The organism is Kitasatospora sp. NPDC001159 (assembly GCF_053598235.1).
The window spans coordinates 97,981-120,243 of the sequence record NZ_JBSFJV010000015.1; the positions used below are offsets into that span (position 1 = coordinate 97,981).

Here is a 22,263-nt window from a genome sequence, read left to right on the forward strand (position 1 = left end):
CCGGCTGCGCCGACGGCACTGGCTGCGCCGACGGCACCGGCTTCGTCGGCTGCACCGGCTGAGCCGGGACGAAGGCCGCCACCTGCAGCCGGGACAGTATCTTCTCCGCCAGCCAACTGCGGTCCGACCCGTACGGAATGCCCCGCGGGTCCACCAGCTGCGCCGTGACCGCGTCCCGCAGCCGCTGCGCCTCGGCGCCGGGCAGCCGGGAGAGCAGGCCCCGGGCGGCCAGCAGGGCGTGGTACTGCTCGAAGCCCGAGCGCGGGTGCTCGATCGCGTCCAGCACGCTCGGCAGGTCCGCCAGCGACGGGTCGCCCTGCATCAGCGCTAGCGCCTGGATCCGGCGGCCCTCGGAGCCGTCCGTGAACAGCTCCCGCACCTGGTCGGCGGTCAGCGCCGAACGCTTCGCGGTGGAGCGCACCTCAGCGACCACGCCCTCCGGCCCCGCGGGGGAGTTCGAGGAGGGCGGCAGCTGCGCGGCCAGTGCGGCGGGCTGCTCCGCGCTGCCGCCGAGCAGCCCGAGGTGCTGCATCGCGCGCACCCGCAGGTCATCCGCGCCCACCTTGTCGCCGTGCCGGTCGCGGTCCTGCCCGGCCAGGAAGAGGTCCAGCGCCTGGTCCGCGTCGGTCAGCACCTGCGGCAGCGCCAGTCGGGTCACCAGCCAGCCGGCCAGGAAACCGAGGACCAGGAAGTAGAGCACCAGCGCGGCCGCGAACGGCACCGCCGCGTCCTCCCCGCCGAGCGCGGGCGCCAGCGCCGTACCGAGCTGGTGCAGCCGCTCGCCGAGCGAGCCGAGCTGGGTCAGCCCGACGCCCAGCAGTACCTTGGTCAGCCAGTCCGAGACCTGCTCCAGATTGGTGTTCGGCGCGTACGAGCCCTGTGGCTCGCCGGAGCCGCTCTTCACCCGGGGCACCCCGAACAGGAAGCCCAGCGCACCGCCGAGCACCGTCGAGGCCCCGGCCACCACCAGCCCGCCGCCGAGCGCCTGCCAGGCCTGCTCCCGGCCCAGCGCGAACAGCAGCAGCCCGAGCAGTCCCGTCCCCGCCAGCACCCCGGCGGCCGCCCACCGCGCCGTCCGCAGCGCCGACGTGCCGACCCGCCGCGCCCTCGCCATCGCCCACCCCCAGTGTCCGCGCCGCTCCGCTCCGGAGTCCGCGCCGACTCTAGCGCCGCGGCCCCACCACGGGAACGGCCCGGGGACGCTGCGGCTACGACGGCCGGGCTGAAAAAGTGATCGGGCTGAAAAGCGGCTGGGCTGAAAAGCGACCGGGCCCGAAAACGCAGACGGCCCGCGGGCTGCTCCTCGGCGCCGGCCCGTGCACTGGCCTGGCGCCCGAGGCACCGGGGATGTTCCGGTGAGCCCGCGGGCCGGGTGACTGCTGTGGATTTCGCCTGCCGGAGGCCTGGGGCCTCACCCTGCGCAGGCAGGGGCGGCTCTAGCGAGCAGCCACCTCACGCATCCTGATGGAACTCAATTCAGGATCACCTCCTTTCAGTGTGCCGCCACTGTAGGCAGCCCACGGTCGGGAGGGCAACGGATTTATTCGGGGTCCGTCGCTCAGGCGCTCTTCAGCTTGTCCTGGAACTTGGTGTAGTCGATCACGTTGTCCGGCGAGGGCAGCTGGACGGTGAACGGCTTGTCGAAGTCGGTGAAGTCGATCTGCCCCTTGTCCGCACCGGTGGTCTTCTCCATCCGCACCGGGTAGAACGTGCCCTCGGTGGCGATGTGGAGGAGCGTCTCCTCGCCCTTGTCGTCCTTCTCCTTGAGGCTGAAGGTCTTCACGCCGTTGACGGTGCCCGCGCTGCCCTTGGTGGGGGCGCCCGAGCCGTCGTCCTTCAGCATCTGCTTGCTGGCCACGGACAGGTTGCAGAGGTCGATCAGGGACTTCATCTTCGGGTCGCCCTCGAAGCCGGTCAGGTAACGGCCCTTGAACAACTCGGCGACGACATCGCCCTTCGGACCGCCGAAGGTCTTCCAGAACTGCGCGTCCGGCTTGATGAAGTACTGCTTGCCGTCGCTGATGATCTCGTAGGAGCCCATGCCGGGCATGCCCATCTTGCCCTGGCACTGGCCCTTGCTGTCCATCCCGAGCTGGATCGTGATCGCGCCGTCCTCGGTCGCCATGGTCCCGGCGACCTTGACGGAGGTGGCGGCGGCCAGCGCGTCCTGGGCCTTCTTCTCGATCTCCTGCGCGGTCAGGTTGTCGGTGTCCAGCTTCGCCACGGTCGGGGTCGGGGTCGGCGTGGCGGTCGGAGTCGCGGCCGCGGCGGCGGTGGTGGCCGCGGGCGCGGCAGCCTTGTCCGCGTCCTTGTTGTCGCCACAGGCGGCAGTGCCGGCTCCAAGGAGGAGGCAGACGGCGGCGGTGCTGACCAGGCGCTTCGACAGCATGAGGTGGTTCCTTATCCAGGGCACGGCCCCGCCGTCCCCCAACTGGATGAACTTTTCCTCAGCAGTATGGGGGAGGCCTCGGACAGCAGATCTTGGAATCCGCCCCCGTTACAGGTTCGTGGCAGGAACGTGCTCTGCCCGTGCCCGGAAACGCGAAGGGCCCGGAGGACGAATCCTCCGGGCCCTTCGGCTACTGAGTAGCGGGGACAGGATTTGAACCTGCGACCTCTGGGTTATGAGCCCAGCGAGCTACCGAGCTGCTCCACCCCGCGTCGGTGAACACAACAATACGTGGAAGTCGCCGAGATGGGAAATCGGTTCTTCGGGTGCCCTCGCCGGGGGCTCTCATGAGCCCCCGGCGGAGCGCTGCGCCGGCCGCTGCCCGTGCCGGGCGGCCTGCCGGGCCGCCCGGGACCTCGCCCAGGCCGCGAAGCAGACCAGCGCCACGAAGCAGGGCACCATCAGCGCTCCGTAGACCACCAGGAACCCGTCCGTCCCCAGGTCGGCGGCGGCGTTCCAGGTGCCGTGCAGCACCATCGCCAGCACCAGCCCGGCCGGTGCGGCCAGCCGGGCCAGCCACCGCCGCCCGGTGGTGAGGGCGACGGCCAGGCCGATCCCGGTGAGCGCGGTGAACAGCGGGTGGGCGAAGGGGGAGAGCAGGGCGCGCAGCACGAAGGTCTGCACGGTGCTGTCGAAGTCGCGCAGGCTGGGCCGATCGCCCAGGCCGATGTTGTCCAACCGGTTCCGCTGGTCGGTGGTGAAGGCCCGGCCCAGGTAGAGGGCGTTCTCGACGAAGGCGAAGCCGCAGGCCGTCATCCCGCCGAGCACCACCCCGGCGGCCAGGGTGCGCGGCCGGGAGCGGCGGTGCGGGGTGCCGCCGGAGGGCGGGGCGGGGCACAGGTACGGCAGCGGCCGCAGGTACGGGCGCAACCGCAGCCGGCCCCGGGCGTGCGGTCCGGCCGGGCGGCGCTGGTACGGGCGGGGGCGCCGGGGCGCGGGCGACCGGTGCAGCAGCGGCGCGCAGGGGCGCCCGGTGCGACGGCCGCGGCAGCGCAGCCGCTGGCCGAGCGGCAGGAGCAGCACCATCAGGGCGGTGGCCTTGGCGCTCTCCTCGATCAGCGGGGTGGCGATCCCGGCACCGAGCAGCTCACCGAGCGGGCCCGGGTGCGCGGTCAGGTAGTCGGCGGTCCAGTTGTTGGCGAGGATCGCGACCGTGGTGGCCGCGCAGGCGCCCCAGCCGAGGCAGAAGACGGTGTGCCGCAGCGGCACCCGGGCGGTGAGGTTGAGCCAGGCCAGGGCGCCGAGCACGAAGGGCAGCGGCACCATCGCCAGGCCCAGGCCGACCAGCAGCCCGACCGTGCCGGTCTGCCGCTGGACCAGGTGCAGGATCAGCACCCCGCAGCCGATCAGGATCAGGACGGCGGTCGCGGTGACCGAGGAGAGCGCCATCGAGCGGTCGCGGCGCGGAGGTGGTTCGGACGTGCCCCTCACCGCGGGAGCGGGGGCCGGTGGGGCGCCGCCCGGCCGGGGCAGCAGCCGGTGGGCCCGGCGCGTCCGGGGCCCCGGGATGGTCCGGGTGCCGCCGGGGCGCGGGACCGTCCCCGGTTCGTCGGCGGTGGCACGGACGGGCGTCCGGGACCCGCCGCCGGACGGGCTGCCCATGCGGCACAGGGTAGGCCACGGCAGCCGCCCGTCGGGCGGACTCGGGACGAGTCGTTCGTCGGGTGTACGACCGTCCGCTCAGTGGGCCGCCGCCCGTTCGAACGGCGGCCGACGGCTCAGCGGCGACGGAACAGCAGGTCGTGGACCACGTGGCCCTTAGCGATCCCGGCCCGCTCGAACTTGGTGACGGGCCGCCAGTCCGGTCGCGGTGCGTAGCCGGGGATGCTGCCGTCCGGGTGGTCCGCGGGCTCCAGCCAGCCGGTGCCGTCACCCTCGGGGTGCAGGTTCTCCAGCTCCGGCGAGGCGGACAGCACGGCCAGCATCTGCTCCGCGTACGGCTCCCAGTCGGTCGCGCAGTGCACCAGCGCGCCGGAGGCGAGCCGGGGCAGCACGAGGTCGAGGAAGGACGGCTGGATCAGCCGGCGCTTGTGGTGCTTGGGCTTGGGCCACGGGTCGGCGAAGTAGACCCGCAGTCCGGCCAGCGAGGCGTCCGGCAGCATGTCGCGCAGCAGGATGACGGCGTCACCGGCGGCCAGCCGGACGTTCTGCGAACCGTCGCGCTCCAGCAGGCCGAGCAGGTTGCCGTGGCCCGGGGTGTGCACGTCGGCGGCGAGGATGCCCGTCGACGGGTCGGCGGCGGCCATCGCGGCGGTGGTCTCGCCCATGCCGAAGCCGATCTCCAGGGTGACCGGCCGGCCGTCGAACAGCTCCCGCAGGTCCAGCGGGCTGCCGTCGATCGGGATGCCGTACGTCTCCCAGCTGCGGTCCAGGGCGCCCGCCTGGGCGTTGGTCATCCGGCCCCGGCGCGGCTGGAAGCTGCGGATGCGACGCTCGCGGTGCTGGGCCTCGGTGGCCTTGTGCGGGTACATCGGCGCGGGGTAGGCGGCCGGCGCGGCGGACATCCGGGCGGACGGCGATTGCTGGGGGATCGGGGCGGTGGCAGTCACAATCCCCCGAGTCTACGGGGCCGCCCGCGGCGCCCGTCGGGGTGTGTGACGCGGCTCATCCCGGTCCCGGTCACGCGGCTCAGCCGCCCGCCGCCGGCGCCGCTCAGCCGCCCGCCGCCGGCGCCGCTCAGCCGCCCGCCTCCAGCGCGGCCAGCGCCCGGCGGGCCACCTCGCGGCCGATCGGCAGCGAGGCCGTGGCGGCGGGGGAGGGGGCGTTCAGCACGTGCACGGTACGGCGCGGGGAGCGCGGGTCCCCGGGGTCGAAGCCGGCGAAGGCGAAGTCGTCCAGCAGGGAGCCGTCCCGGGCCACCGCCTGGGCCCGTACCCCGGCGGTGGTGGGCACGAGGTCGGCGGCGGTCACGGCGGGCAGCAGGCGCTGGACGGCGGTGGTGAACGCCCGCTTGGACAGCGAGCGGTGCAGCTCGCCGACCTCGTAGCGCCAGTGCCGCCGCAGGATCCGCCAGGTGCCGGGGAAGGCGAGGGTGTCGGCCAGGTCGCGGGGGTGCACGGTGCGCCAGTCGTAGCCCTCGCGGGCCAGCGCGGGCACCGCGTTCGGGCCGACGTGGATGTCGCCGTGGATGCCCCGGGTGAGGTGCACGCCGAGGAAGGGGAAGGCCGGGTCCGGCACCGGGTAGACCAGGCCGCGCACCAAGTCCCGCCGTTTTTCGGTCAGTTCGTAGTACTCGCCGCGGAACGGAACGATCCGCACCCCGGGGTCGTCCCCGGCCAGCCGGGCGATCCGGTCGCTGTGCAGCCCGGCGCAGTTCACCAGCACCCGGGCCCGCAGTTCCCCGTCGGCGGTGCCGACCGTCACGCCGTCCCTCCGCCTGGCCACCGTCCGCACCTCGGTGCCGGGCCGCAGCTCGGCACCGGCCTCCCGGGCCAGCCGGGCGTACGTCGTCGCGACGGCCGGGAAGTCGCAGATGCCGGTGGTGCCGACGTGCAGCCCGGCCCGTCCGGTGACCTCCGGCTCGTACCGGGCGATCCCGGCCCGGTCCAGCTCGGTGACCGGGATGCCGTTCGCCCGCCCCCGCTCGGCCAGCGCTGCCAGCCGGGGCAGCTCGGCGGCGTCGGTGGCCACGATCAACTTGCCGGTCACCTCGTACGGGATGCCGTGCTCGCGGCAGAACGCCATCAGCTCGGCGGCACCCGCGACGGCGAACCGGGCCTTGTACGAACCGGGGCGGTAGTAGACGCCGCTGTGGATCACCCCGCTGTTGCGGCCGGTCTGGTGGGCCGCGAAGCCGGGCTCCTTCTCCAGTACGGCGATGCTCAGACCGGGTTCGGCCCGGGTCAGCGCATGGGCCGTGGCCAGGCCGACGATCCCTCCACCCACGACCACGACATCGAACTCGCCCGCCACGTCGCGCTCCTCGTCTGCCGCCCGGCCCCCGTCTGCCGCCGATGCTGCCACGGGGGCGGGTGGGCGTCGAGGGCGCGTGGAGTGATCGGCGGTGCCGCCTCCTGGCGCGCCGGTCGGCCCGTGAAGGCTCCGCCGCGCGGGTGCGTGGTCCCCGCCGGTTCGTCGTGGCACGTCGAGGTGGGCGGCGGTGTGTCGCCGCCCACCTCGGGTGTCGGCAGAGCCTCCCCCGGGTGGCTCCGCCTCGGGTAGCTGCGGCCGGTCTCCCCGCCCGGCCGCAGCGCGGCGCGCCGGCTCCCCCGACCCCGCGCGCCGCCGCTGCCCCTGCCGTAGCGTGACGCGTTCGGCCCCCCGACCTCACGCGCCACTCCCCTCGCTACAGTTCCCAGGGCCACCCGGCGTTCGTCCCCGCCTCCAGCAGCGGGATCAGCCGGAAGGCCGCGTCGCTCAGGCCACCGAAGGTGTGCCGGTTGGCGCCGCCGCTGGGGCCGTGGCCGTGCTCGTAGCCGGCCAGGTTCCAGGTGTAGACGGGGATGTCGGCCGGGATGGCGGAGAGCGGGTCGCTGCCCCGGTAGCCGAAACCGGTCTGCTCGTCGGTGACGATCACCACCCGGTCGTGGCCCCGGTAGTGACTGCGGACGGCCTCGGCGGTGTTGGTGCCGCCGAGGCTGCTGAAACGATCCAGCACCCGCAGTACCGCTTCACCCCGGCCGACCTCGATCACCCGGCTGGTGCTTCCGAACTCGACCAGGTCGGCCTCGGCCGCCCGGACCTTGAGCGCGGTGCCGAAGATCGCCGCCGAGTCCGCCCGGTTGAGCTGGGTCTGCGCGCTGGGCCGGTCGAACATCGAACCGGAGCGGTCGACCAGGATCAGCGTCCGGCCGGGCAGCTCGGGCACGTTGGCCAGTGAGTGGCCGAGCGCGGTCTCCAGCGCGTGCCCCCACCGCAGCGAGGGCGCGTGCCGGTACGCGGCCAGGTAGCGGAACGGGAACTGGCGCGAGCGCCGCACCTCGCCCGGGTCGGAGATCCGCCGGGCCACCTCGGCCGCGACCGGGTCCGACACCCCCGCCTTGTCGAAGTTGCGCAGGTTCCGCACCAGCGCCATCGGGCCCATGGAGGGGATGATCGCCTCCCAGACCGCGGCGTCCAGTGGCCCCTGCAGCCAGCCGGCCAGTGCCTCCCAGGTCAGCCCGGCGGCGGCCAGCCGCTCGGCGCCGTCCTCGGCGGTCACCGTCGCCCGGCGCTCCTCGACCGGCAGCGCGAGCAGCTCGCGGTTGGCGGTCAGCAGCGGGACTGCCGCGGGCGGGACGGCCTCCTCCGGCCGGTGCCGGCGGTCCAGGGCATGGGCGAACAGCGCGCCCTGCCAGGGCTTGTCCGGGTCCGGCGCCGGGTGGGTCAGATCCAGGACGTCGCCGAAGCGGTAACCCTTGGACGCGGTGTCGTACTTGAGCAGCGAGCGCGCGTCGTACAGCCGCCGCACCGCGTCCGCGACGCCGCGCTTGAGCGGCTTGGGCAGCGCCCGGCCGTAGCGCGACGTCCAGTACGCGAGCAGTTCGCCGGGCTCGTCGGCGCGCCGCAGCACCGCGTCGACGGCCTGCCGGGAGTAGCCGTGGGCGCCCGCGTCCAGCCGGGCCCGGGTGAACTCGGCGGCGCCGACCAGCGCGGCGGTGCGCATCTGCGCCCCGTACCGCAGCCAGCGCAGCAGCCCGAGGGTCCACTCCGGCTCGGCGACGGCGAGTTCGCGCACCAGCGCGGTGTAGCGGTCGTCGCGGTCGCCGCCGCGCTCGTAGAAGGTGTCCTTGCCGACCATGTTGGCGACCGACAAGAGAAAGAGTTCGGACTTGCGGTCCCTGGCGTATCCGACGCCGCCCTCGTGGGTGAGGCCGCGCTGCCCGGTCGTGGTCACCGGCGAACTCGGACTCGCCTTGGCCTTGCGGATGTTGAATCGGGACATGCTGCAGCCTCCCTCGGCGTGCTTGGTCGTCAACGGGAGGGAGGCATGCTGCTGCCGGGGGTGCCCGAGATCATGACGGCCGTTGAACGGCCGACGTCGGCGGGGGTATGTGCCTTGTGCTCTTCCGAATTGAGCTAGCGGCCGCACTCGCGCACGGCACGCCCGGGACTTGAACCCGGAACCGCAAGATCCGAAGTAACCCCCGCCTGCGCACCGGGCACTCCGAAGCGCGATGCCTCCCGAGATCAGGTTGGCGGCGGTGTTTCGCGGGCTCGAACCGCTACGCCGGAATACCGGCGTCTACCAGAAGTAACCGCTGCCGTCGCACCGGGAGGTGCGGAATTCTATTCACGTTTAGGTGTCCAGAGTTCGATGTCGGCTGAGGTGACGAAGCTGCTCTACCAACTGAGCTACACCGGTCCAAAACCGGTGACGGGACTCGAACCCGCGACCCGCCCATTAAGAGTGGAAGTAACCTCTGCCTGCGCACCTGGACGAGAGAGACCTTAGCGAGGCCCCTCCCCCAGGTGCATCCCATTTATCGTCAGGTCCCGCGCAGCACTCCTGAAGTCCTGCGCACCACGACCGAAGTCCTGTGCACCACGCCGGAAGTCCCGCGATTCACGCCGGGGCGACGATCACCGCCCGCGCCCGCTCGGTCAGTTCCCGGACCCGGCGCTCGCCCTGGAACGGCTCCAGCCGCCGCAGCATCTCCACCACGTACTCCCGGCTGCGCTGCGAGGAGATCCGGCCGGCCACCTCGACGGCGCGCTCGCCGGCGGCGACCGCGGCGTCCAGGTTGCCCGCCTCCGCCTCGGCCATCGCCGAGACCACCAGCCGCAGGCCGTGCGAGCGGACGAAGCCCTCGGTGGGCTTGGCCAGCGCCTCGCGGGTGAACTGCCGGACCTTGGAGGGCACTCCGAGGTCGCGGAAGCACTCGGCGGCGTCGGCGGCGAGCCGGTCGTAGGCGTAGAAGTCGATCCACGCTGGATCGGGGTCCCCGGCGCGCGCTCGTTCGAGTGCGCTCTCCGCCGCGCCGAGCGCCGTCGCGCACGCCGCAGCATTGCGGGCCTTGGCCTGGGCCCGTGCCTCCACCAGGTGGAAGAAGCTCATGGTCCGGGCGGTGGCCAGGCCCCGGTTGCGCTCCAGGGCGGCCTGGGCGAGGTCGACGGCCTCCTCGGCGAAGCCCCGGTAGCCGGCCTGCAGACTCATCGAGGCGAGCACGTACCCGCCGAGCGGCACGTCGGCGGCGGCCCGGGCGAGCCGCAGGGCCTGGATGTAGTAGCGCTGCGCGGCCTCGTGCTGCCCGGTGTCGAAGGCCATCCATCCGGCCAGCCTGGTCAGTTCGGCGGTCGCGCCGAACAGCGCCCGGCCGACCGCGTCGCTGTACGAGGCGAGCAGCAACGGCGCCGCCTCCACCCGCAGGCACTCCGGCACCATCGACGAACGCCAGTCCCCGCCGCCGTACTTGGAGTCCCAGCGGCGGGCCTCCTGGGCGGCCTCGCGGAGCTTGGCGGCGTCCGACTGGCCGACCCGGTAGGAGGAGCTCTCGCTCGGGGAGCGCGGCACCTCGCGCGCCACCGAGCCGTCCGCCGGGTTGATCAGCCAGCGGGAGACGGGCGTTGCGTACGCGGCGACCGAGAAGGTGCCGGTCAGGCTGTCGCTCCAGCGGCCCCCGCCGGGGCCCCGGCGAAGGTCCAAGTCGACCCGGAACAGGTCGGTGGCGGAGCGGACGGCGTCGGCGACGTCGCGCGGGAAGGCCAGGCCGAGTTCGGGTGCCGGGTCGGTGTCGCCCAGGCCGATCTCCTCCAGCGGGACGGGCCGGCCGAGCTTTCCGCCGATGGCGGTGGCGATCAGGTGCGGGACGGGCCCCTGCGGGACCATGCCCTTGCTGACCCAGCGGGCCACCGAGGTCTTGTCGTACCGCAGCGTCAACCCGCGTTGGGCGCCTAGGTCGTTGACCCGGCGGGCGAGTCCGGCGTTGCTGATCTGGGCGAGGGTCAGGAGCGTGCCGAGCCGTTCGTTCGGTCCACGTGGGCTGACGGTCATGGTGGCGGCGGCACCTCCTGCGGCCTTGTGCGCGGGGCCCGGGCGGCACCGGGCCGTAGCTGCTGTACCTAGAGTAGTCGGACGCGTTCCGACGGTTAAGAGGCCGCATTCCGGATGGCGGGATCGCGCACCCGGCGGTGCCGCGTCGGGCCCTCGCGGGGGTTGGTCCGGACCACCCGGAGCGGATCGACCGGGCCGCGCGCCGGAGCGTCGTGCTCCGGTCCCGTGTTCATGTGCGCCCGGCCGTGCCCCCTGGCCCGACCGGCTGCTCGGCGATTCGCTGGTGGTCGTGGGTCGGCCCGCCGTCGAGGACCCGGCGGGCCGGGGGACACCGCCGCCTCAATCCCCGCGGGCGGCGGCTGAGTCCGGGAGGGCATGCGGATGCCCTCCCGGGCCGGGCGACGCCTTTCGGCCATCTCGCGATGCCCATGCCAAAAGGCGCCCCCGGGCGGTCCGGGCCGGGGAGGGGGAGGCCCGGCCCGCTCGAAATCACTCCGCCGGAACGTTCCTTCGGGCCTTCTCCGCAGCCTTCGCGGGACGCCCCCGTGGCAGCCGCCGCCGAAACGGAAGCGGAACCGCCAACACCGGCCCCGGCAGCGCCCGGTGGTGGCACGATGTCTCCAGACGGCGCGCCGGACCCGAGGGCACGCCCGGACGCGCGTGCCGGCCGCCACGGCACCCCACCCGGCCGCCCGCCCGGCGCCGGACGCGCCGCGCGAGTGCAGGTCCTCGTCCGGTGGAGGCGCGATGCGGTGGCTGACGGGCTGGAGCACGGGCGCGCCCCGAGCGGGCACGTCGACGCACGAGGTCCTCGCCACGGTCGCGCCGATCGCCGCGCGCGCCCTGTGGACCGGACCCGACCCGCTCTGGGCCGTGGGCGACTGGCGGCCCGAGGAGATCCGCCTGGTCGCCCTCCGCCCCGGCTCCCGCGCCGTGGTCAGCACCGGCCCCACCGCCCCCGACCCCGGCGAGGACACCCCCGCCACCAGCCGGCTCGCCGTCCTCGGCCACTGCGGTGCCACCGACGCCGAACTCGCCGCCGGCCTGGCCGCCGCCCGCGGCGGCGCCGTCCGCCACCTGACCGCCTGGCCCGGGAGCTACACCGTCGTGCTGCGCGCCGGCACCCGCTCCACCCTGCTGCTCACCGACCTGGCCGGCGCCCAGCCCGTCTTCCACACCCCCTGGGCCGGTGGCACCGCGTACGCCACCGCGGCCCTCCCGCTCGCCGACCTGGTCGGCGCCCCGCTGGACACCGGCCACCTCGCCGCCCGGCTCGCCTGCCCGGAATCGCCCGAGGCGCTCGGTACCGGCACGCCGTACCTGGGCGTCCAGCGGGTGCCGCCCGGCCATGTGCTCGCCATCCGCGGCGGCCGCCCGTACCTCGACGCCTACGACGAGCCGCCCGGCGTCGAACAGCCGCGCGACGAGGCGCCCGCGATCCGCGAACTCACCCGCGCGCTGCTGGAATCCGTCCGCTCGCGGGTCCGCACCACCGCGCAGGTCACGGAACCCGCCGGACGCGCCCGGCTCGGCGTCGACCTCTCGTACGGCACCGCCTCCGCCACCGTCGCCCTGCTCGCCGCCGCGGTGCCGCTGCCGCCGGTGCCGTCCACGGCCGCCGCCCCGGCCGTCGTCCCCGGGGCCAGGACCGGCGCGGTCAAGGGTTCCTGGGCCCGCGCCGCCGCCCAGGAACCCTCCACCCCCGAGCAGTTGGCCGCCGTCACCCTCGGCGAGACCGAACCGCCGGCCACCCTCGCGCTCGCTCCCGACACCCCCCGGCTGCGGCACACCGTGCTCGACCCCGGCCCCGACACCCTCCCGTACGCCGGGCTGCGCGCCGACCCGCCGTCCGGCCGGCTCACCGACGAACCCGGCCCCGAGCTCGTCGCCGCCGCCCGCGCAGAGGCCCGCTTCGACGCCGGCGGTACCGACCACCTCACCGGCTACGGCGCCCGCCAGGTGCTCGACGGCCACCCGGCCCGGCTCGCCGACCTCATCCGGGCCGGCCGGCCCCGCGAACTCCTGCCCCCGGTCGCCGCGCTGGCCGGCGCCGACCGGGCCGCAGCGGGTGTCCTGGCCGGCGCGTTGCGCACCCCGCTCACCGTGGTCCGGGCCGCCCACCGGCTCTCCCGGGTCCGCTACGCCGAGGCGCTGGACGACGCGGCCGCCAAGCTGACCGCCCGCCACGTCCCGGACGGCGGCGGCACGGCGGGCGACCGCTCGGCCGTCGACCTCGCCTGGTGCGTCCCCGGCCCGGCCGCCCGCTGGCTCTCCGACGAGGCACTCACCTCGGTGGCCCTGCGGCTCCGCCTGGCGGCGCGCAAACCGGCGCCCGAGGAACATCCCGGCGCGCACCGCGCCCGGCACGCCCTCTACCGGCAGGCACGCTCCTACCGCACGCTCGTGCACGCCGCCGAACAGCCCGGCCAACGGCTGCACGCGCCCTTCCTCGACAACCAGGTGGTCCGCGCCGCCCGGCTGCTCCCCGACGACGTCCGCCTCCAACCGGGCGCCCGGCACGCGCTCCTGAACGCCGTCCTCACCGGCGCCGGGCGCACCGATCTGCCCCCCGACTGGGGCCGCGGCCCCCGACCCGACCGCACCGCCCCTGCCCGGGCCGGCCTGCGCCTCGCCGCCGACGGCCTCGCCGAACTCTTCGACGCCCCCCTCCTCGCCGAAGCCGGCCTCATCGACCTCCCCGCCGTCCGCGCCGGCCTCGCCCACTCCGCCGACCCCTCCTCCCCGCCGTCCCCAGCCGCCCTCGCCGGCCTCGCCGACCTCGTCTCCACCGAACTCTGGCTCCGCCGCATCCGTGCCCGCCGCCACGGCGCCTGCTGGACCGGCCTTCCCCGCCCCCGCCCCCCGGCCCTCACCTCCTGACCCCTCCCCAGCCGGGGCAGCCTCCCCGCGCGGCCCGCCTCCCGCCCGCCGCCGGGGCCCGTCCGCGCGGCCCACGCCCCACGATCTGCCGCGTGCCGCGTGCCGCGTGCCGCGTGCCGCGTGCCGCACCGGCGCCCGCCGGGCCCGCCGTCCTCACCCCCGCCCGCATCCGGCGCGGCTGTCCCCGCAGGCCCCGCGGACCGGGTGATGATGGCGAGGCTGTGAGTCCACGGTGAGGGGAGAGTGTGGTGGCCGGTGTGAGCCCGGAGCAGGACGTTCCTGTGGTGCTGTCGGTGCTCGGGCGGCCGCCGACGGGGCGGCCGCCCGGGGTGTTGGCGGCGTGTGACGGGTCGGACGGGTCGCTGTGGGCCCTGAACCGGGCGATGACGGAGGCGGAGCTGTTCGGGCTGCCGCTGTACGTGCTGGCCGTGGTGAACCCGGCGCCGGCCGGGTATCCGCCGGGGATGGCGGAGCTGGTGCAGGAGAGCGTGGAGACGCTGGTCGAGAGCATGGCGGACGGGCTGCGCCGGGCGGTGGCCGCCGTGTTGCGGCAGCGGGCGCGGTCGTTCGCGGGGGAGATGTCGCTGCACGTGGTGCTGGGCAACGTCATCGAGGTGCTGCTGGAGGCGTCGACCCGGCAGCACACGCTGGTGCTCGGCACCCGGGGCAACGGGGGTTACGCCCGGCTGCTGCTGGGCTCGGTGAGTGCGGCGGCGGTGCACCATGCCTCCTGCCCGGTGCTGGTGGTACCGGCCCCGGCGTCGGCCTGACCAGCGAAGAGCTCCGGGGTTGCCGGGAATGCACCGAGATGGTTCATCGTTCACCTACCTCGTCCATCCGCCTCAAGACGCCTCCTGGAGCCCCCCGAATGAAGGTCGAGATCTGGTCCGACATCGCCTGCCCCTGGTGCTACATCGGTAAGCGCCGCTTCGAGCAGGCCCTGGCGGACTTCCCGGGCAAGGAGGACGTCGAGGTCGTCTACCGCCCGTACCAGCTGGTCCCGGACGCGCCCGCGACGGCGAGCCCGCACCGCGCCTGGCTGGCCGAGCGCTACGGCCCGCAGTCGGTGGCGATGGACGCGCGGGTGGCCGAGCTGGGGCTCGCCGAGGGCATCACGTACGACTTCGACGCCGCCCTGCACGCCAACACCTTCCTGGGCCACCGCCTGCTGCACCTCGCCGAGACGGAGTACGGCGCCGAGGCGCAGGGCCGTGTCAAGGAGGCCCTGCTGAAGGCGCACTTCACCGACGGCGTGGACGTCGGCGACCGCACGGCGCTGACCGACGTCGCCGTGGCGGCGGGCCTGGACCGCGAGCGGGTGGCCGCCTACCTGGCGGGCGACGAGGGCTCCGCGGCGGTACGGGCCCAGCTGGCCGAGGCCCGCGAGCTGGGTATCACCGCCGTGCCGACCTTCGTGTTCGAGGGCAAGTGGGCGGTCCAGGGCGGCCAGGAGGCCGGGACCTTCCGCAAGGTGCTGGAGCAGGTCGCCGCCGAGATCGGCGAGCGCCGGCCGGCCCCGGTGCAGGTCGCCCCGGCCGGGGAGGCCTGCGCGGACGGCTCCTGCGCGATCTGAGCGGCAGCCGCCCCCCGCGGCCCGTTCCAGGAGCCGTCAGGAGCACCTGAAGCGGGCCTCGGCCCAGTCCGCGATGTTCAGCGCCGACCAGATCCCGTGCACCGGCGTGACCACCAGCTTGATCGACTTCTGCCCGGCCAGTGACACGTGCACCGGCACCGCGTCGTCCCCGGCGGCGGGCGCGCGGGAGCTCCACAGCGTGCGGCCGTCGCCGCCCTGGACGGAGAACACCACCCCACCCGGGGTGAGCGTGGCGTCGTCCACCCCCGCGACCGCGTCGAACGACGTACAGCTGTGGTTGAGGTCGATCAGCGTGGTCGCCGGCGCGTGCACGGTGACGGCGTGCGGCAGGTACTCGCCGTCGATCCACGCGCCGTCACGCTGCCAGAACTTGTCGCTGCCCTTCTGCCGGATGCTCGGCCCCTCCGGCGGCACCCGGCTGTTGCCGGGCTCGACCACGGGCAGCGAGTCGACCCAGAAGTCGCTGGGCGCGGGCGGCGAGGGCGGGGTGACGGTCGGGGTCGGCACCGGCGGCGGGGTCGGCGTCGGGCCGACCGGCACCTTCGGGGTCGGCACCGGCAGGGTCGGCGTCGGGATCACCGGCGCCGGGGTGGTCGGCTCGGGGGCGGGCGGCTCGCTCTTCGGCTCGCTCTTCGGCGCCGGGGTGACCACCGGGGCCTGACTCTGCTTGGGCGCCGGCGTCGGCTTGGGGCTGGCGCTGGGGCTCGGCGCCGACCGCTCCGGGGCCGGGTCGGCGCTGCTGGGCGCCGGAGCCGGGGCCGAGGCGGGCGCCGTGGGCGCGGGTCGCTCCGGGACAGGGGCGGCCGGCGCGGCGGTGGCCGGGGGAGCGGCCGCCGGGGGCTTCGGTTCGGGCGAGCCGTTCAGCGCGTACGCGGCGACGGCGGCCGCGGCCACCGCCACGGCGGCGGCGATCCCGGCCTTGGCGGCGGTGCCAAGGCCCTCGCCGACCGCGGCACCCGTCGCGCTCCCGCTGCCGCCGGAAGCAGCACCCGCCGCACCCGAGGCGGCACCGGCCGCACCACCCGACGACCCCGCGGAAGCCGCCGCCGTCCCGGCTGCCGCCGCACCGCCGACCGCGGCGGCGCTGAACCCGCCGACGCCGACCCAGACCAGCACGCCGCCGGGCAGCAGTGCGCGCAGGCCGGTGTTGATCTCGGCCAGTTCCAGGCAGGCCGCCGTGCAGCGGTCGCACTCCCTGAGGTGCCGTCCGACCTCCGTCGAGGCCCGCTTGCGCAGCGAGCCGCGCGCGTACGCCCCGAGCCGGTTGGCGTACGCCTCGCACGCGCTGTCCCGGCTGCCGGAGACGTGTGCCTGCAGGAAGCCGGCGGCCAGCCGGTCGCGGGCCCGGTGGGCCTGGACGGCGGTGGCGTTGGCGGTCTTGCCGAGCATCACGGCGACGGTCTTCGGCGACTCCCGTTCGACCTCGGTGTGCCAGAGCACCACCCGGTCGTCCTCGGGCAGTTCGGCGTAGGCCTGCATGACCATGCGCTGGTCGGCCATCGCCATCGCCCAGGCGTCGGCGCCCGGGTCGGCCAGGTCGAGGTCGACGACGGCGGCCGAGCCCTGGGCGAACACGCTGAAGTCGTCGACGAGTTGCTCGCGCCGCTCGCTGCGGGTCCAGGCGGCGGCGACGTTGCGCACGGCGGTGAGCAGGTAGGCGCGGACGGCGAACTCCGGGCCCTTGCCCGCCTTGAGCGCCTGCAGGGTGCGGGCGAACACCTCGCCCGCGAGGTCCTCGGCGGTGAAGCTGTCCCGGCAGCAGGTGCGGGCGTAGCGGCGCACCGAGTCGACGTGCCGGCGGTAGATCTCCTCGTACGCGGTGTCGTCGCCGGCCCGCACCCGGGCGGTCAGCTCGGCGTCGGAGGGCGGGCGCTCGCCGTCCACCGGGTCGGCGGGGGCGGGCACGGTCGGCCGGGCCGGGCGGCCGCCGCCGACGAACGCCTCGGGGACGACGCCGCCATGGCCGGCCGGTGCCTGGCCGGGAACCCGGCCGGGCACCCAGCCGGGCGGCAGCGCGGCGGCCGAGGCGGACAGCGACTCGCGGCCGGGCATTCCGGCCTGGTCGGGGACGTGTCCGGCACCCGAACCCGCTGCGGTGCCCGGTACTTGGGTGGCACCGGCCCCACCGGGGCCGGCGGCGGACCCTTCGGCGGTGCTACCGGAGAGGCCTCCGAAGTCGAGGCCGTACCCGTAGTCGTTCTGTTCCTCGGCGCTCACAACGGACCCCAGACTCCACGACAGCCCCCGTAGTGTGGCAGGGCGCGCGAGAGTGCGTAGGCGCACGGTTCCCCGGCGTACGGCGCCGACGGCGCGTGAAGGGCGCGCATCGGGACATTGGCTCCAACCACGGGCAAAGGATGGCATAGCGCAGGGAGGGGCGGTAGCCGGACCGGCCGGTACCCACTCTTCCGAGGGGCCGTCGCGGATGTGTTCGCCCGGCGGGCGGCGCCGGGTCGCGCGACGCCCGCACCCGGCGCGCGTGCCCTGTTCGCGCGCCGGTGTCCTGCCCAACTCCCGTACCCGTCCTGCCCAACTCCCTTACCCGTCCGGCGCGTCGACCGTGCCTGTCCGACGCGTCCACCGCGGCCGCCGCCCACCGAGGACGGACCGCGCAGGGGGTCAGCGCACCCGCAGCCCGTCGAGCAGGATCTGCAACAGCCGGTCCGACGGCCCGGAGGCCGGTTGACCGTCCGTCTGCGGGACAACCGCCGTGAAGCCGGCCGCCGTCGGCGCCGCGACCGAGGGGCGCGCCGCGTGCACCGGCACCGAGGCCGTCAGCACCAGCACCACGTCCGACACCGTGACGCCCGGCCGCAGTTCGCCCGCGGCACCGGCCCGCGCCACCAGAGCGGCCAGCAACTGCAGCAGCAGCCGGGGATCGGCGTCCGACGCCGAGGGCTCGACCGCCGCCCCGGACCGCACCTCCTCGCCGCGCAGGTCGAAGCGGACGGCCGCCGGCGGTTCCGGCACTCGCTGTTCGGGCACCCGGCCCAGCTCCTCCGCGTACCGGAACGCCTCCGGCGGCAGCAGCCGCCCGGCCCCGGTGCTCACCGCCCGGGCCAGGTACCCGGCCAACGACTCCCAAGCGCCGGCGCCGCCGTACAGCGACTCCCGCGCCTGCGCGGTCAGCCAGGCCACCTCCTCGGCGGCGATTCGCTGGACCAGCACCTCCTTGCTCGGGAACCGCCGGTAGACCGTGCCGACCCCGACCCCGGCCCGGCGCGCGACCTCCTCCATCGGAGCGCCGTAGCCGAACTCGCCGAACACCTCCCGGGCCGCCCGCAGCACGCTCTCCAGGTTCCGCCGTGCGTCCACCCGCAACCTGGCCCCCGGCACCGGCGCGGCGGCCGGTGGCGGATCCGCCCGGTACGGGACGGCCGAGTACGACACCCCGCCCTGAGGCGGCAGGTCCACCGGGCTGCGCTGCTCCGGCACCATGCCCTGGCTGGCGTGCGTCGCGCCCGCCCGGCCCAACACCTGCTCGTGTTCCATCATCCCAACTCTCCCCCGCAGGCGTCCGAATCCGGACCCTGTCGTCGCCCGCCCCTGCACCCCCCGGTGCAGCTCAGCCCGTCAGAAATGACCCGATGATCCATCGTTCGTGCCGCCCGTCCCGTTCCGGTGACCACGGTCGTGCCGCCGGGCCGCCTTCAGGTCCGGCTCGGCGCGTCGGCACCGTCCGGGGCCCTGTCCGGGAACTACCCTTCCCCGGATGACTGTCCCCCAGTCGGGTTCTCACGCCAACGCTGGAACTGGCCGTAGTGGCCGCTCCACGGTGCGTCGCCGCCGATTGTCATGGCGGTGGCCGCTCCAGCACACAATCCGACCATAGTTCACGGCTCTTCGCGGCCGAAAGTGCGTCAGAAAGTCGCCCAGCGAGCACAACTGGCCACGACCGTCACTTCGGTCGCAACCAGCCCCGTACGGACTGTGGACAAGACCACCCCGGCCGGTCCTTCATAGGGGGGCGTGATGGGGGACACCCCCGGCCGCGCGGCCGGGACGAAACGTCACATCGGCAGGAGGTGCACCATCAGGATCCTGATCGCCGGCGCAGGCTGCGCCGGAACGGCCACCGCCCTTCACCTCCAGCGCGGCCTGCGGGAACGGCTGCGACGCGGCGAGGTCGACATCACCGTCGTCGAGCCCCACCCCTACTTCACCTACCACCCGCTGCTGGCCGAGGTCGCGGCCGGCTCGATCGACCCGCGGCACGTCGTCGTCCCGCTGCGCCGGGCCCTGCCGGACTGCCGGGTGCTCACCGCCCGGATCACCGGGATCGAACACGCCGCCCGCCGCGCCCTGGCCGACGCCGCGGGCCCCGGCGAGACCCCCGCGCCGATCGAACTTCCCTACGACATCCTGGTGGTGGCCCCCGGATCGGTCTCCCGGACCGCCCCCGTGCCGGGCCTCGCCGAGCACGGGCTCGGCTTCTCCACCGTCGCCGAGGCGGTCGGCCTGCGCAACCACGTGCTGGAGCAGCTCGACCTCGCCTCCGCCACCCGCGACCCGGCACTGCGCCAGTCCGCGCTCACCTTCGTCTTCGTCGGCGCCGGCTACGCGGGCGTCGGCGCGCTCGCCGAACTGGAGGACATGGCCCGCACCGCCGTACGGGACTACCACAACGTCCGTGCCGAGGACCTGCGCTGGGTGCTGGTCGAGTCGACCGACCGGATCCTCGCCGCGGAGTCGCCCGAACTCGCCGGGCACACCCTCGGCCAGCTGCGCGAACGCGGCGTCGACATCCGGCTGCGCACCACCCTGGAGTCCGCCGTCGGCCAGGTCGCCGTGCTCTCCGACGGCAGCCGCTTCGGCGCCCGCACCCTGGTCTGGACGGCGGGCGTGCGCCCCTCCCCGCTGCTGCGCGACACCGACCTGCAGCTGGACACCCTCGGCCGGGTCCGCTGCCTGGCCACCCTGCAGGCCGTCGGCCAGGACGGACGGGCCCTGCCCGGGGTCTGGGCGGCCGGCGACTGCGCCGCCGTGCCCGACCCCAACGCGGACGGCGCCCCCTGCGCGCCCAACGCCCAGCACGCCTTCGCCCAGGCCGAGCTGCTGGCCCGCAACATCGCGGTCGCCCTGGACGGCGGACCGCACGCGCCGGGCCTCGTCGAGTACCGTCCGGGCCCCGCCGCCTGCTCGACCTCGCTGGGCCCGGGCCGGGCCGTCGCCCACACCCGGCGCGGCGGCCGGCTCACCGGCCGCCGGGCCTGGTGGCTGCACCGGGCCCGGCACCTACGGCGGCTGCCGAGCACCGAGCGTCGGGTGCGGGTGCTGATGGACTGGGTGCTGGGCGGGGTGTTCTCCCGCGAGGTGGTCTCCCTGGGCGCGATGGAGCACCCGCGTTCGGCCTTCGAGGAGGGGTTCGACACCGGGCCCGGCCGGCCGCCCGGCGGCGGACCGGAAGCGCCCCGATGAGCTCTCCCGCTGCCTCGATGAGGGGGCGCAGCGAGCGGATCGTCGAAAGGTGCGCGTGGGTGAATGCTCCCGCCGGGCGCATGAGTCGCGCCGCTGTCCCGGTGCGACGACCGATCCGACGGCCACGCCGGGCGCGCGACTTCCGGAACCGGCCCTCCGCCTGACAGGATCAGCCCGAACTGGTCATTACCCCGTGTGTTGTTGTGCACACAAAAAGTGATGATATGCCTGGAAAACGAGGAAGCGGCCGTCGTTTGAACCTCATGCGCTGGAGCGCCCGGCTCACCGGAGTCCCCTGGCGTGTCGCCCCACCCAACGGGGCCGGCACCGATGAGGGCACGCCCTCCACCGACGGCGTCGTCGTCCCCAGCCCCCGCGACCCGACCAGCCCCACCGGCAGCACCGAACTCCTCGACCCGCACAAACCCCAGAACCTGCGCGAGGTCCTCAACCGGATCCCCGCCCCGGTTGCCGTCACCTACGGCCCGCTCCACCAGCTCGGCTACGCCAACCGCGCCTACCGCGAACTCTTTGGCGACCGCCCCACCGGCCTGCCCGCCGGCGAGGCCCTCCCCGAACTCGGCACCATGGGCGTCCTGCCCCTGATGGACCAGGTCATCCGCGGCGGCCGTCCCCGCAGCGTCAAGGCCCGCTGCATCCTCGGCCTCACCGGCAACCGCTACTACAACGTCTCCTGCGTCCCGCTCGGCCCCGGCGACACCGGCGACACCCCCACCGAGGGCCTGCCCGCCGGAGTCCTGATCTTCGCCGCCGAGGTCACCGACCAGGTCCTCGCGGCCGCCCGCCTGCGCGAAGCCGAACGCCGCCAGCGCGAGGCCGCCGTCACGCTCCAACGCAGCCTGCTCCCGCAGAAGCTCGACCAGCCCGCAGACCTGCGGGTCGCCGCCACCTACCAACCGGGCGGCGCCGAGGCCGCCGTCGGCGGCGACTGGTACGACGTCATCGCCATCGACGGCGGGCGCACCGCCCTCGTCATCGGCGACGTCATGGGCCGCGGCCTGCGGGCGGCCGCCGTGATGGGCCAGCTGCGCACCGCCGTCCGCGCCTACGCGCGCCTCGACCTGCCCCCGCACGAGGTGATGCGCCTGCTCGACGGCCTCGCCATGGAGATCGATGCCAACCAGATCGCTACCTGCACCTACGCCGTCTGGGACCCGCAGCGCCGCACCCTCTCCTATGCCTCGGCCGGTCACCTCCCGATGCTGCTGCGCTGCCCGGACGGAACCATCCTGCGCAGCGAGGAACAGAACGGCCCCCCGCTGGGCACCGGCGGTGGCCTGCACGTCTCCCACACCCTGCGTCTGCTCCCCGGTACGACGGGCGTCCTCTATACGGACGGCCTGGTCGAGCGCCGCGACGAGGACATCGACCAGGGCCTCGACCTGCTGGCCCGCACCCTCACCGGCGCGATCGGCGCCCCCGAGGTGATCTGTGCCCGCCTCCTCCGGGCGATGGGCGTGACCTCGGAGCACGACGACGACGTCGCCGTCCTGGCCTTCCACCTGCCGATGGAGGAGGGTGACGATAATCCGGTTGCGGAGCTTGACTCGACCGTCCCAGAGGTCTAATGTTCTTCGAGTTGCCTGGCAGGGAGCACCGGACACGCATCTGCGCGGACGGTCCCGGGGTAGCCAATCCTCTGAAACACCACTTCCGGTTCGTGCCGGTCGTTTTCGCGTGCTTGCGTTGCGGCCTGGTGCTTATTTGGCGTGCGTATTTTATCGGATTGCGGCCGGATTCGCTTTTCGGAGCGGGGATCGGCTAGAGTTTGAAACGTCGGACGGGGCGTCAAGCCCTGGAAGACACCGGCGAGTTGGATGAACGAAGCCCGGAAACGGAGCGGAAAACATCTGATAAGCTGGAAACACGAAAGAACGAAGCGCCCGGAGGGCCCGCTGGAAGGCGGCCTGAAGGAAGTGTCCGTTCCTTGAGAACTCAACAGCGTGCCAAAAGTCAACGCCAGATATGTTGACATCCCCGGCCTCGGTC

Annotated in this window: 13 protein-coding genes, 1 tRNA gene and 1 pseudogene; 5 read left to right on the plus strand and 10 right to left on the minus strand. The window is 74.6% G+C overall.

From position 1 onward, the window contains the following. The 8 genes from ACWC9T_RS10905 to ACWC9T_RS10940 all read right to left on the minus strand — a co-directional run. A partial coding sequence (locus ACWC9T_RS10905) for a hypothetical protein (RefSeq protein ID WP_449820729.1) occupies positions 1-1,114 on the minus strand: 1,114 nt, incomplete at its 3' end. 444 nt (positions 1,115-1,558) lie between these two features. Beyond that, positions 1,559-2,389: a hypothetical protein gene (locus ACWC9T_RS10910; protein WP_449820730.1), complete on the minus strand. Its 831-nt coding sequence runs from the start codon at positions 2,387-2,389 to the stop codon at positions 1,559-1,561. 198 nt (positions 2,390-2,587) lie between these two features. Further along, positions 2,588-2,661, minus strand: a tRNA-Met gene (locus tag ACWC9T_RS10915). A 73-nt stretch (positions 2,662-2,734) separates the two neighbouring features. Continuing rightward, positions 2,735-4,051, minus strand: a complete 1,317-nt coding sequence (locus ACWC9T_RS10920) for a PrsW family intramembrane metalloprotease (RefSeq protein ID WP_449820731.1) — start codon at positions 4,049-4,051, stop codon at positions 2,735-2,737. A gap of 116 nt (positions 4,052-4,167) precedes the next feature. Then, positions 4,168-4,953: a tRNA (guanosine(46)-N7)-methyltransferase TrmB gene (trmB, locus tag ACWC9T_RS10925; protein ID WP_449820743.1), complete on the minus strand. Its 786-nt coding sequence runs from the start codon at positions 4,951-4,953 to the stop codon at positions 4,168-4,170. A 172-nt stretch (positions 4,954-5,125) separates the two neighbouring features. Then, the gene (lhgO, locus tag ACWC9T_RS10930; RefSeq protein ID WP_449820732.1) at positions 5,126-6,361 is read right to left on the minus strand and encodes an L-2-hydroxyglutarate oxidase; all 1,236 of its coding nucleotides are present in this window, start codon (positions 6,359-6,361) and stop codon (positions 5,126-5,128) included. Positions 6,362-6,734: 373 nt separating this feature from the next. Beyond that, entirely contained in the window at positions 6,735-8,312 is a 1,578-nt protein-coding gene (locus ACWC9T_RS10935; protein WP_449820733.1) for a TROVE domain-containing protein, read from the minus strand. A gap of 621 nt (positions 8,313-8,933) precedes the next feature. Then, positions 8,934-10,361, minus strand: a complete 1,428-nt coding sequence (locus ACWC9T_RS10940) for an MFS transporter (protein WP_449820734.1) — start codon at positions 10,359-10,361, stop codon at positions 8,934-8,936. A 747-nt stretch (positions 10,362-11,108) separates the two neighbouring features. Here ACWC9T_RS10940 and ACWC9T_RS10945 point away from each other — a divergent pair. The 3 genes from ACWC9T_RS10945 to ACWC9T_RS10955 all read left to right on the plus strand — a co-directional run bounded on the left by ACWC9T_RS10945 (position 11,109) and on the right by ACWC9T_RS10955 (position 14,814). Further along, complete coding sequence (locus ACWC9T_RS10945; protein ID WP_449820735.1) at positions 11,109-13,241, plus strand: asparagine synthase-related protein; 2,133 nt, start codon at positions 11,109-11,111, stop codon at positions 13,239-13,241. 248 nt (positions 13,242-13,489) lie between these two features. Further along, positions 13,490-14,011, plus strand: a complete 522-nt coding sequence (locus ACWC9T_RS10950; RefSeq protein WP_449820736.1) for a universal stress protein — start codon at positions 13,490-13,492, stop codon at positions 14,009-14,011. A gap of 98 nt (positions 14,012-14,109) precedes the next feature. Beyond that, positions 14,110-14,814 (plus strand): DsbA family oxidoreductase, encoded by a 705-nt coding sequence (locus tag ACWC9T_RS10955; protein ID WP_449820737.1) that lies wholly within the window; start codon positions 14,110-14,112, stop codon positions 14,812-14,814. Between the two features lie 36 nt (positions 14,815-14,850). On the opposite strand, the gene ACWC9T_RS10960 is transcribed toward ACWC9T_RS10955, so the two are convergent. Then, on the minus strand, positions 14,851-17,052 hold the full coding sequence (locus tag ACWC9T_RS10960) for a sigma-70 family RNA polymerase sigma factor (RefSeq protein WP_449820738.1): 2,202 nt from the start codon (positions 17,050-17,052) through the stop codon (positions 14,851-14,853). Between the two features lie 402 nt (positions 17,053-17,454). Beyond that, positions 17,455-18,330 (minus strand): TetR/AcrR family transcriptional regulator, encoded by an 876-nt coding sequence (locus tag ACWC9T_RS10965; protein ID WP_449820739.1) that lies wholly within the window; start codon positions 18,328-18,330, stop codon positions 17,455-17,457. 477 nt (positions 18,331-18,807) lie between these two features. On the opposite strand from ACWC9T_RS10965, the gene ACWC9T_RS10970 reads away from it, so the two are divergent. Both ACWC9T_RS10970 and ACWC9T_RS10975 read left to right on the plus strand, forming a co-directional pair. After that, a complete protein-coding gene (locus ACWC9T_RS10970) occupies positions 18,808-20,253 on the plus strand; it encodes an NAD(P)/FAD-dependent oxidoreductase (protein ID WP_449820740.1) in 1,446 nt (481 codons plus the stop codon). A gap of 254 nt (positions 20,254-20,507) precedes the next feature. Beyond that, positions 20,508-21,800: pseudogene (locus ACWC9T_RS10975) on the plus strand (SpoIIE family protein phosphatase); the annotation flags it as partial. Positions 21,801-22,263: the final 463 nt, after the last annotated feature.